The organism is Syntrophorhabdaceae bacterium, assembly GCA_036504895.1.
Classification (GTDB): Bacteria; Desulfobacterota; Syntrophorhabdia; order Syntrophorhabdales; family Syntrophorhabdaceae; genus PNOM01.
On the sequence record DASXUJ010000135.1, the window covers coordinates 1 to 12,075 of the forward strand.

Consider the following 12,075-nt stretch of genomic DNA (forward strand, 5'->3'; position numbering starts at 1 on the left):
TATCTTCATATATTTCCAGAGGTCGATTTTGTAGCCCCGTTTCTCCAGCATGCCGCAGGCAAGGACGTTGGCGGTGGCGCCCACGGGGGTCAGGTTCCCTCCGATGCCGGTGCCTATGAGCATCCCGAAATAGAGATAGAATGGATTGACGTTCAGTGTCTTTGCGAGGTAGCCGCATACAGGGATCATGAGGATCGTATAGGGCACGTTGTCGATAAATGCCGACAGGAGGACCGACATCCAGGTGATGATGACAAATACCACTATGGGGTTGGTGAGGCCCACCCGCGTCATCCAGTCGGTAAGCTCCTTGAGGAGCCCCACCTGATTTACGGAACCGATGACGATGAATATGCCTATGAGAAAGGTGATGGACTGCCAGTCGAATTCCTTTACCCCGTAAAACCAGCGCTTCCTCAGCATTACCAGGGAGAGAAGGCCGAGGATGAAGCCCACCCAGCCCTGCCACCTCAGGAAAGCTGCTACTTCATTGGGCACGAGGGCGAGGGCAAAGCAGCTCAGGAGGAAAACGGCGCTTGATCCCAGAGTAAGGCGCATCCTGCCCTCGCCGGGGTCCTCGGTCTCCGGATAAATTGTATCCGCCAGAGCGACAAAAAGAGCGAAGAGAGTGAGCACGATAACGGAAGGCACGGTATAGCCGGTTGCCTTGAGACCCACAGCCAGGGCGCAGCCGATGAGACCGATAACCATAAGAATGACGGATCTTTTCCCCACCACCACTGCGGGGGCCTGAAGGTCGACCGTCTTATCAAGCCTCCTGAACTGGAAGACGAGAACGAGCATAGCGGCTAAAACCCCAAGGGTGGAGAGCGTTCCCAGCCCGGGCCTGCCCTGGAACCAGTAGAATTCCATGAAGGACATATTGGTCTGCATGGCAAGGATCAGGGCGGGAGGATCGGCCATCATCGTTACCGTGGTGACAATGTTCGAGGCCGCAGCCAGGGCGATAAGGTAGAGAAAGAGTGAGGCCTTGAGCCTGTCTGCCATCTCGATGGCGAGGGGGGCAAGCATGAGCACCACCACGGGATTGGCCATGAAGCTCGAGAGGAATGCGGCGAGGACGCAGAGAAAGAGGAGGGCATATTTTTCCTTGCGCAACCTGGGAAGGACCCAGCTGGCGATGGCCCCCGGCAACCGGCTTTGCTCGAGTACCAGAGCAAGCATGCCGAAGCCGAAATAGATTGCCAGCACATCCCACGAGACCCCGTTGTCGTTATCGAGAAATGCGGTGCCGGGGCTTATAATTCCTAAACCTATGAGAATCGCTGCAGCGCTCAGGGAAAGATACTGGATCGGGATCTTACGGTGGAGAATAAAGGCGAAGACAAGAATGAAGATGACGAGGGTGACCCATTTTGCCGCCTCTGGTGAAAGAAATTGCCACATTTAAACCCCCCTTTCCGTTTCCTGAGAGACTTCCTGAAAGATATCAGCCGTGTACACATCTATGACAAATAGGGGCTATTAAGCTCAGGCTCAAAGGCGATCCATAGCGGAAAATTGGATCGCTTTTGAGCTTTTTCCCCATAAGTGTTCAGTGACCTCCTAATACATCGGGAACCGCTATTGTATCGAGAGCCGCGCCGGCGGGTAAGGTGAAAGCCTTATCCGGAGCCCCTTTCTTTATATTTTTATACTCAACACTCCATTTTCCATTTGCATTCACGATTTTGATCGGAAAACCTATGTCCGTTGCAAACCACTGATAATAGGTGTCATTCTTGTTCCCCTGCTTTACGATGACCTCATATTTCTTGGCAGGATGTCCATCTACGGTTTCGGTACCGGATAGTTTTCTGTGTGTCTCGCCGACTATTTTTTCCTCTATCCATGGTTTCATGGCCGGCGTCAACTTTGCTTCAATGTAAGTGTTTTCGGACCCGTTTACCTGCCACAGGACGCCCTTATCCCCCCTTACGATCGTATAAATGGGCGTACTGCCTTTTTCCGCGCGACACCTGGTGTCTTTCACATAAAGCTTGCCGTTTCTTGTGACTTTTCCTTCTTTTGTGATCATGTCCGCCGTGATATCGATGGCTGATGCATAGGAAAACATCGCAATCACACACAACAGCGCCCATCCTGAGACCATCAGATACTTTTTCATTTAGTTCCTCCAGTTTATTTAGCGTGTGAGATATCTAAACCCCAGAGCTTGAAAAATTAATCCTTCTCCTTTGCCACTTGAGACCGATCCCATGGAGACTTGTCTTGACACGGGCAGGCCCTTTGTCATAGATCGCCGACCGGCATTCACTGTTTGCACTCTCCCACCGAGCCCGTCTTACATTGCTTGCCGTTTATCCACGTGGCGTTATAGAGGTTTGCCTTCGCGAGGTTGGCTTTTGACACGTTCGCGCCCGTGAGGTTGGCGTCATAGAGGTTCGCTCCCGTCAGATTCGCTCCCGTGAGGTTAGTGCCTGACAAATTCGCGCTGTAGAAGGTTGAGTTCGACAAATCCGCTCCGGATAGATTTGCCGAGGAGATATCGGCATAGCTCATATCCAGGTTATTCAGTTTTGCGCCTGAAAGATCACACTTCTTGCAATTGTTCGTCTTCTTCAGGGCCTGAAATTGCTTTTCGTCGAATGCGTCAAGAACCGTTACAGTAACAAATAAACAGATAACCGCCATAGTAATGGTCAAAACATTTCCTCCTCTACCCATAAATCCTCCTTTCCATTTATTTGAACTACTCACAAAAAAAGCCGCCACCCGAAGACTATGCTTCAGGTGGCGGCCCGACCATCCTTTATCCTTACCTCCAGAGACATGAAACATCTCTGAACCCGTTCAGATATTCAGTTGCAGATATTCTCTATTTCATACACACACAAAAAAACCGCCGCCTGAAGACTATGCTTCAGGTGGCGGCCCGACCATCCCGTATCTTTGCCTCCAGAGATATGAAACATCTCTGAACCCATACAGATATTCAATTGTATAACTAAATACTGTATACAGCCTTGAGGAGAAGGAGTCAAGCTTTTTATGCGTAAAGGGCATCAAAACATGCTGCTTCCGGTCTCAGCCGGGATTCTTCACGTGCGCCGGCAGTATGGCCGTTACAATTTGTGGGTGCGGGCCGTCTACCGGCCAATCTCCTTGACTCGGGAGAAGGCTGCCGTTATAGTAGTGCTCAGATACATACACTTCCCCTAACAGGACACCTGAAAGTTTGCCATACCAGAATCCCGTGGACCCATACCCCATTGACCATATTCTTCCCGAGCTGTTAAAGGCCATCTTCGGAAAGCCTTCGGTCGTGCTTCAGGCTCCGCCCGGCTCCGGCAAGACGACCCGTGTTCCCCTGGCCCTCCTGAAGGCGATGCACCCGGACCAAGGGCGGATCATCATGCTCGAGCCGCGGCGGATCGCGGCGGTTGCGGCAGCCCGCTGGATGGCCCGGCTCCTCGGGGAACGGGTCGGCAAGACCATCGGCTACGCGATCCGTTTCGACCGCCGCGTTTCGAACGAGACCCGCCTGGAAGTGGTTACCGAAGGCATCCTTACCCGTCGCCTCATCGACGATCCCGGCCTCGCGGGGGTCGCCATGGTCATCTTCGACGAGTTCCACGAACGGAGCCTCCAGGCAGACATGGCACTGGCGCTAAGCCTCGATATTCAGCGGAACCTTCGGGAAGACCTCAAGCTCCTGGTCATGTCGGCAACCATCGAAGCCGCGCCCATAGCCGCCCTTCTGGGCGGCGCCCCGGTGATTACCGCCAAGGGTGAAACCTTTCCCGTGGCGGAGCATTTCTTATCGGACGAAGCCAGGCCGGGCGACAGGGGCGAGGCCTGGAAGGAGCGCGTGGCCGGCGCGGTCCGCAGCGCCTTGAGAGATACGACGGGGGACATCCTCATATTCCTGCCCGGGGCGGGAGAAATACACCGGGCTGCCGCAATCCTCCAGGACACCATCGCCGGGCGGGAAAAGCCCGTCTCCCTTCATCCCCTTTATGGCGACCTGCCATTCGCGGAGCAGGAACGGGCGATTATGCCCGGACCTCACCGGAAGATCGTCCTGGCGACGAATATCGCCGAAACGAGTCTCACGATAGTTGGGGTCAGGGTCGTGATCGACAGCGGTCAGGTCCGGAGGCTCCAGTACGATCCGGCAACGGGCATGAACCGCCTCACGACGGTCACGATCTCCCGGGCCTCGGCAATACAACGCCAGGGCCGGGCAGGCCGCCTCGGGCCGGGCGCCTGCTATCGCCTGTACAGCCGTCACGTATACGACTCCATGGTCCCTTTTGCACCACCGGAGATCCTCATCTCCGATCTTTCCTCCCTGGTCCTGGAACTGGCAAACTGGGGAGTAACGGACCCCTCGGCCCTGTCCTGGCTCGATCCGCCGCCCTCAGCAGCCTGGGACGCAGCCCGACGTCTCCTCATTGACCTCGACGCCCTTAACCGGAACGGAAGGGTGACCGCGATTGGCCGGGCCATGGCACGCCTTCCCCTCCACCCGCGGCTTGGGCGTCTGCTGCTCAGGGCTGTCGATTCGGGACACCTTCGCTTGGGAGCCGATCTCGCGGCTCTTCTCTCGGAGCGGGATATTTTGCGCCACAATTATCAGGACCGCCAGGAGAGGGCGGACGTCAGCGAACGCCTCTCGATGCTTCAGCGGCGGCGGAAGGTAAAGGAGGCCCCCCCGGGAACAGACCCCCGGGCCTTGCAGTCAGTGGAGCGGGTGGCCACGCAGCTCCGGGAGCTGGTTGCAACACCGTCAGGAGGAGGGGTCTCTAAAAATAAAGGTGACCTGATCTCCTCACTTCTCCTCCATGCATATCCGGACAGGATCGCCCAAAGACGGACAGAAGGGGGAGACCGGTATCTGCTGGCCCAGGGGCGGGGTGTGCGCCTTCCCCACGGCGGCGTGATAGAGGCAAATCCCTTCCTTGTCGCCGTCCACCTGGACAGCGGTGAAAAGGCGGAGGGGACGATCCATATGGCGGAGCCTGTTACCGAGGAAACCCTCAGAGAGGAAATGGGCGCCCATATCGAGACCGTACGACAGGTGGACTGGGACAGGCAGGAAGGTCGAATCCTCTCGTTTCTTACCGAACGGCTGGGGGCACTGGCCCTCTCGGCAAAACCTTTCTCCGCCCCTGACGCAGAGGTCATTCCGATCCTGTGCCGGGCGATCCGTTCCGGGGACGCCTCCCTCACTTTCGGTAAAGAAACCCGGCAATACCAAGGCAGAGTTGCACTCCTGCGGAGGGCCTTCCCCGGGGAGAGCTGGCCCGATCTTTCCGAAGAGACCCTCCTCGCGTCTCCGGAGACATGGCTTCCCCCATGGCTTAAAGCCGTCCGCACGGGAGAGCAACTCGCCGGGCTCCGCCTCCTGCCGGCCCTGAAGGCCCTCCTTTCCCGGGAACAGGTATACCGCCTCGATAAAGACGCCCCCGCGAGTATACTCGTCCCCAGCGGCCGCACCATCGCCCTTGACTATACCGCCGGAGAATTGCCCGTCCTGGCCGTCAAACTCCAGGAACTCTTCGGCCTCGCCGAAACCCCTACCATCGCAGGCGGGCGGGTAGCCGTCCTTCTTCATCTCTTGTCCCCCGCCGGGCGCCCGGTCCAGATCACCCGGGACCTGAAAGGATTCTGGGAAAGCGGCTATCTCCAGGTAAAGAAGGAATTGCAGGGGCGCTACCCGAAACATCCCTGGCCGGACAATCCCTGGAACGCCGTGCCCACTCATCGGGTATCGCGCAAAAGCAGATAAGAGAAGATCACCCTTAAAATGTTGTATTTGTGGGTCCTCTATCTATCCACCCGGCATTGTTTTTTGCTACATTCACCCAGGCGGTATATGCTAAGATATATAACGAAGCAAAGAACCGTCGGAGGTATTCACAATGAGGCCAAAAAAACCCATCCTGGTTGCAGTTGCAATGAGTCTGCTTTTTTTCTTCACGGGAACGCCCTCTTCGTACAGCGAAGAACTTCTGGTGTTTGCTGGTGCCGCAAGCAAGCCGCCAACCGAAGAGGCCGCCAGGGCATTTGAGAAAAAAACCGGGGTCAAAGTTAATGTGACCTTTGGGGGATCAGGGTTTGTTCTTTCTCAGATGATTCTCGCCAGGCGGGGGGACATCTATTTCCCCGGTTCATCGGATTATATGGAAGTGGCGAAAAAAAAGGGTGTAGTATTCCCGGAGACGGAGCGGTACATCGTGTACCTTGTTCCCGCGATCAACGTGCAGAAGGGCAACCCGAAAGGGATCAAGTCGTTGAGTGATCTCACAAAACCGGGGCTTCGTGTTGCCATAGCCAATCCCGACGGGGTGTGCGTCGGACTTTATGCGGTCGAGATCGTGGAAAAGAATTTCACACCGGAAGAAAAGGCCGCGTTCAGAAAGAACCTCGTCAACTATACCGAAAGCTGCGAGAAAACGGCAACTGCCATCTCCTTGAAGGCAGCTGATGCGGTCATAGGGTGGGAAGTATTTCAGTACTGGGACCCTGCTCGTATCGAAACTATAGCCCTCACAAAACAGCAAATAGTCCGTATCGGATATATTCCAATCGCGATCTCCAAGTACACCTCAAACAAGGCGCTTGCCCAAAAATTCATCGACTTCCTCCTGTCTGACGAAGGGAAGGCCTTGTTCAAGAAATATCATTACTTCATGAGTCCCGGGGAAGCGATAGCCTGGATCGGAGAAAAGAAGCCGGTCGGGGGAGAGTATGTAGTTCCGGGCCGGTGGATGGGCAAGTGAGCTTTAAACGGCTGACTATCGCGGTCAGCATAGGTGTATTTTGCATTTATGCAGGACTTATCCTCTGTCTCTTCTACTTCTATAAGGGCTCCTTATTCGCCGAGACGCTCTTTTCTGAAAGAGTGCTCTTTTCCGTTCGCTTGAGCCTCATCACCGCGACGATCGCCACGGCCATTTCCGTTCTCGTTGCCCTCCCTTCCGCCTATGCCTTATCGAGGTACAACTTTTTCGGTAAACAAATCGTCGATACCCTTCTCGAACTCCCCATGATCGTCTCCCCTGTGTCGTTGGGAGCCATGATTCTGATTTCTTTCAATACCCCGGCGGGCCAGTTTATACAGGAAAAGGGGATACAGTTTGTGTTCACCGTTTACGGCATCTTGCTTGCGCAATTTGTCACCACCGTAGGAGTAGCCATACGGCTCATCAAGGCGGCCATGGACGAGATCCCCCAGGTTTACGAAGACGTGGCAAAGACCCTTGGAGCCACGCCCCTCGACGCTTTCCTCACTGTCGTTCTGCCTCTGAGCAAACGAGGTATTATCGCTTCTTCCGTTCTGACCTGGGCAAAGGCCGTAGGAGAGTTCGGCGCAACAATCACCGTGGCCGGCTCCATGGCGATGAAGACGGAGACCCTTCCGGTTGCCATATTCATGCGGCTTGCCGCAGCGGATATCGAGGGCACCGCTGTCCTTGTGCTGATCCTGGTAACCATCGGCTTGGGGGTTCTATATGGGGTGAGGCTCTTTGCGAGCAAAAAATCGTATGGGTAATGCTAAAAGAGGCTAACTTAAAGGGGAAAAAGGTCTTTGTGCATAGGTGGATCCAAGTAACTTCCGCGCGTCGGCTTACCCGCAATATCGCGTTAGCCCCCGGCGGCACGGGGCGTATTCTCTTTGTAGACGATGAAGAGAGCGTCGTCGTATGGGTGAAGCAATACTGAAAGGGCTCGGCTATACCGTATTCGCCGTGACAAGCAGCACCGGGGCTTTAAGAACCTTTACCCTGGGCCCAACGCGCTTCGATCTGGTCCTCACCGATCAGACCGTGAGGGGCATGACGTATACGTGGTGATCTCAAGGGGAACTCATGTCGGGGCCGAAAGAGTCGGATAGAGCGCGGCAATCGGCCTAAAGCCCCTTTAAGGCTTGTCGCATCGTTTTTGCGATTTTGCGTCCAACACACGACGGACCGCAGCTGCCAGTTCAGATCTGGAGAGCGGTTTCATGAGAAATTCCTTGATCCCGATTGCCTTGGCTTTTTCAGGTGAAATGGCATCGCTGTGGCCGGTAGAGAGAATGATCGGGATGTCCGGGCGTATCTTAAGGATCTCTTCCGAAAGATGGGCCCCGGTTATTCCCGGCATATTCTGATCCGTAATAACGAGATCGAAACGAGAGGGATCGGTGGAAAAGAGGTCTAAAGCCCTGGCGCTGTCAGCCGCGGCAGTAACCCTGTAGCCGAGCCGTTCGAGGGTTATTCGGCCCCATTCCACAAGCATCTCTTCATCTTCGACAAAAAGGATTCTCTCACTGCCTCCGGGTAGTTGCATTTCCTGTAAGTTTTCCGGTGCGAGCGCCCACTTGATCTTCGGGAGGATCACGTGGAAAGTGGAACCAACTCCTGGTTCACTTTCCACGACGATCGCACCGCCAAGACCTTTCACCAGCCCATATACTACGGAGAGACCCATGCCCGTGCCTTTGCCCTCCTCTCTCGTGGTGAAGAAGGGCTCGAACATTTTTTCTCTCACTTCCGGACTGATACCCGTTCCATTGTCTCTCACCACGAGCCCCAGGTATTCTCCCGGGGTTAAACCTTTGGGTACACGTGGAGAATCCGGCTGCAATTCAACATCCTCGAGACTGATCCCAAGGGTATTACCGCCCCCCTCCATTGCGAGGACCGCATTGGCACTCAGATTCATGAGAATTTGCTGCAACTCCACGGGTGAGGCGAGTACCGTATCCGAGGTGGCGGTGATCGTCACGGTAAGGTTGATGTTGGAAGGAATAAATGCCTTGAGGAGCCGCACCGTCTCTTTTATCACGGGAGAGACGGACATGGGACTTTTCTCGTGCGTGGCCTTCCTGCTGAATGCAAGAATTTGTTTTATTAAGTCTCTTGCCCTTAACGCCGAGGTAAGGACGCGCTGAAGGTTTTTCTCTACCTGGGTGCAATTCGACGGAATATCATCCATCGCCATCTCGGTAAAACCGAGGATACCGGCCAGTATATTGTTGAAATCATGAGCGATGCCCCCTGCGAAGGTGCCTATGGCCTCCATTTTCTGCGCCTGGCGGAGTTGTTCCTCCACCCGTGCCCGCTCGGCCAGCTCCGACTCCAGTCTATCGCGCGTCTTTTGAAGTTCCATGGTCCGCTCCTGAACACATGTTTCAAGATTTTCCGTGGCACTGCGCAGCGCTTCCGCTGCCGCCTTCCTCTCGGTTACGTCCCGGAAATAGACGGAGAGACCCTCCGGCTCAGGATAACAATGGCATTCGAACCACCGGTCAAGTGGCGAGGGATAGAATTCTTCAAAGTGAACCGGCATATCCCGGTCGCAGGACCTGATAAATTCCGTATAGAATTTGAGGTGAGGCGATTCCGGGAAAACTTCCCACGGGGTGTGTCCGAGCAACTCCTCCCTCGGCTTTTGAAGAAGTCTCAGGGCGGTGTCATTCACATAGATGTACCGCCACTCTTTGTCAAAAGAGACGAAGCCGTCGGTAATGCTCTCCAGTGCGATCTTGCACTTCTCGATGAGCGCATTTTTCATGGCCATCTCTTCATAGCTCCGCTTGATTTCGAGATTGGCATCGGCTATCTCCTGCGCCCTGAGATAGAGCTCCGCTTCCGTCTGCACGCACCACTCGCGCAATTCCTCGGTGAGTCTTTCGGCTTCTACGCCCTTCTCCTTAAGGTGGACGAATTCCGTCACGTCCTGAACGCGGTGAAGGATGTAGCGAATTTCATTTTCGGGTCCGAGAACGGGCGTATTGACCGGGCTCCAGTAGCGCTCTTCAAATCCGCCTCCTTCAGACGCCGGTTTTCTGATATCATATTTTTGAAGCGCCATCGTGTCTGTCCTGCCCTCCCGAAGCACGCGCTCAAGGGATGCGCTCAAATTGCGGACCCCGGTAGGATCAGCCTCTTCGGGGTTATCGGGAAAGACATCAAATATGTGTCTGCCGATGATTTCCGCCCGCTTCGTCATGGTCACCCGTAAATACGCATCATTTACCTCCACAATATCCAGCCCCGTGTCCAGGACGAGGCATGGGTCGGGCGTAGTCTCGAATAAGGCACGGTAATCGGACGGGGGAACAGGGCTCCCGGCGATCGCCGTCGATTCGTGTTGGTTCATAATCACCTCTGTGAATTAATTTCATGGATTCGTTCTTATCCAATGCTTCAATCAGCTATTGGGGCAACCTATTTGCTGTCTTCGATCAAAGATCGTTTCATCAACTCAATTGCGTTCTTAAAAGAATTTAAGAACGGCACGAGGCGCACACAACAAGAGGGGTACGGGGTCCATTCTCGAAAAGAAACACCGCAATGGAGGGGGATGCGCGCGTCCTATATCTCCGCCTTCGCACTTGCAACTCACGACAAAACGTAGTATTTTGAAAGCTATTATCGGTCGAAAACCGTTACCACTGAGATAAGGCAGCAGATGGGTGATAGGACGGAAGATCAACTTTGGGGCGAAATCGATGCGCTCCGCCGGAGAATATCGGAACTGGAAAAATCCGAAGCCGGGGGCAAGTCTGCGGAAGAGACGAGCCGGCACCAGCTCTCCGTTTTTCAGACGGTGATCGACATGATTCCCGCCGCAATCTTTTATAAAGACGTGGAAGGAAGGTACCTCGGCTGCAACAAACCCTTTGAATCTCTTTTTGGTATTTCAAAATCGGATATTATAGGCAAGACTGCCTACGACCTGGCTCCTCCGGATCTGGCGGAGAACTATTCGACGGCAGACGCCAAAACCCTTTCCGGACCGGGCATATTACGCTATGAGACGTCTGTTCAGGACCCGAGCGGTGTCCGCCATGATGCGATCTTTCAGAAAAGGTTCTTCTCCGACCTCACCGGTAAAATTGGCGGGATCGTCGGAATGGGGATCGATGTCACGGAACAAAAGAAGACGGAAAAGGCGTTACGAGAGGCGGAAGATAAGTTCAGGGATTTGGCCGAGAAATCCCTGGCGGGCATCTACGTGCTGCAGGACGGGCTGATCAAGTACGCCAACCGACGATTCAGCGAAATACACGGATACACGGTTGAAGAATTGAAGAGCATGGGCACCCGTCAGACAATATTCCCCGAAGACCTGCCCCTGGTGGAAGAGAATCTTCGGAAAAGGCTTTCAGGAGAGGTGGACTCTCTTCATTTCGAGTTCAGAATTATCACGAAACAGCAGGAAATAAGATATCTTGAGGTCTACGGCTCTTTCACCCTCTACGAAGGAAAACCGGCAGTCATAGGGACGCTCCTCGACATCACCGACCGCAAGAAGGATGAGGAGGCGCTGCAGCGCTATCGGGAGCACCTGGAGGAATTGGTAAAGGAACGCACCGTTGCGCTGGAAAAAGAGATTCACGAACATGAAGATACTGAAAGAGCGCTCAGGGAGAGTGAATCGAAATTCCGGGCTATTTTTGAAAACGCCACGGAAGGCATCAGCCAGACCACGCCCGAGGGACGGTGTCTGAGCGTGAACCCTGCCTTTGCGAAAACATTCGGGTATGATTCTCCGGAGGAATTTATAACCCATGTCACTGACATCGGGCGCCAGGTCTACGCGAACTCCGACGATAGAACACGGATACAACGGATTTTGGCGGAAAAAGGGGTGGTGGAGGGATTTGAGACCGAAGCATTCCGGAAGGATGGAGAGAAGATATGGGTTTCCATCAATGCTCACGCGGTCAGGGATGAGCATGGCGCCGTCCACCACTATGAGGGCACGAATCAGGATATCACGGAGCGGAAGCGGATGGAAGCGAGACTGAAGGAATCGGAAGAGCGCTACCGGACCGCAATAGAACATTCCAACGATGGGGTGGCGGTCGCGCGAGGGGGCCGTCATTTATACGTAAATCAAAAATTCCTCGAAATGTTCGGGTATGACGATCCCGGGGACATTCTTGGGGATAATACCCGAAAGGACGTGCACCCCGATGACCGCGAAAGGGTTCTGGAATATAGCCGCAAGAGACTCCGGGGCGAGTATGCCCCCTCGCGATATGAGTTCAAGGGCATTAAAAAGGATGGGACCACGATCTTCGTTGAAGTATCGGTGGCGGTAATATCCTAT

At 54.5% G+C, this 12,075-nt stretch carries 9 protein-coding genes; 5 read left to right on the forward strand and 4 right to left on the reverse strand.

Annotated elements, in window-relative coordinates; all coding sequences use genetic code 11:
• The 3 genes from VGJ94_19285 to VGJ94_19295 form a co-directional block, all read right to left on the reverse strand.
• Positions 1-1,407, reverse strand: a 1,407-nt coding sequence (locus VGJ94_19285; protein ID HEY3278764.1) for an SLC13 family permease, incomplete at its 3' end; no start/stop codon positions are given.
• Positions 1,408-1,555: 148 nt separating this feature from the next.
• Entirely contained in the window at positions 1,556-2,128 is a 573-nt protein-coding gene (locus tag VGJ94_19290; protein HEY3278765.1) for a hypothetical protein, read from the reverse strand.
• Positions 2,129-2,274: 146 nt separating this feature from the next.
• Complete coding sequence (locus tag VGJ94_19295; GenBank protein ID HEY3278766.1) at positions 2,275-2,688, reverse strand: pentapeptide repeat-containing protein; 414 nt, start codon at positions 2,686-2,688, stop codon at positions 2,275-2,277.
• A 511-nt stretch (positions 2,689-3,199) separates the two neighbouring features.
• Here VGJ94_19295 and hrpB point away from each other — a divergent pair.
• The 4 genes from hrpB (at position 3,200) to VGJ94_19315 (ending at position 7,823) form a co-directional block, all read left to right on the forward strand.
• Positions 3,200-5,755 carry an ATP-dependent helicase HrpB gene (hrpB, locus tag VGJ94_19300; protein HEY3278767.1) on the forward strand — a complete coding sequence of 852 codons (2,556 nt, stop codon included), beginning with the start codon at positions 3,200-3,202 and terminating at the stop codon, positions 5,753-5,755.
• A gap of 133 nt (positions 5,756-5,888) precedes the next feature.
• Positions 5,889-6,749 (forward strand): molybdate ABC transporter substrate-binding protein, encoded by an 861-nt coding sequence (modA, locus tag VGJ94_19305; protein ID HEY3278768.1) that lies wholly within the window; start codon positions 5,889-5,891, stop codon positions 6,747-6,749.
• Positions 6,746-7,522, forward strand: a complete 777-nt coding sequence (locus VGJ94_19310; GenBank protein HEY3278769.1) for an ABC transporter permease — start codon at positions 6,746-6,748, stop codon at positions 7,520-7,522. Before modA ends, VGJ94_19310 begins: the two co-directional genes overlap by 4 nt.
• A 151-nt stretch (positions 7,523-7,673) precedes the next feature.
• Positions 7,674-7,823, forward strand: coding sequence for a hypothetical protein (locus tag VGJ94_19315; protein ID HEY3278770.1), 150 nt, complete (start codon positions 7,674-7,676; stop codon positions 7,821-7,823).
• 67 nt (positions 7,824-7,890) lie between these two features.
• Here the strand turns inward: VGJ94_19315 and VGJ94_19320 are convergent, their stop codons facing one another.
• Entirely contained in the window at positions 7,891-10,116 is a 2,226-nt protein-coding gene (locus VGJ94_19320; GenBank protein HEY3278771.1) for a PAS domain-containing protein, read from the reverse strand.
• 312 nt (positions 10,117-10,428) lie between these two features.
• Between VGJ94_19320 and VGJ94_19325 the strand changes: the two genes are divergently transcribed.
• On the forward strand, positions 10,429-12,075 hold a 1,647-nt coding region (locus VGJ94_19325; protein HEY3278772.1), incomplete at its 3' end, for a PAS domain S-box protein.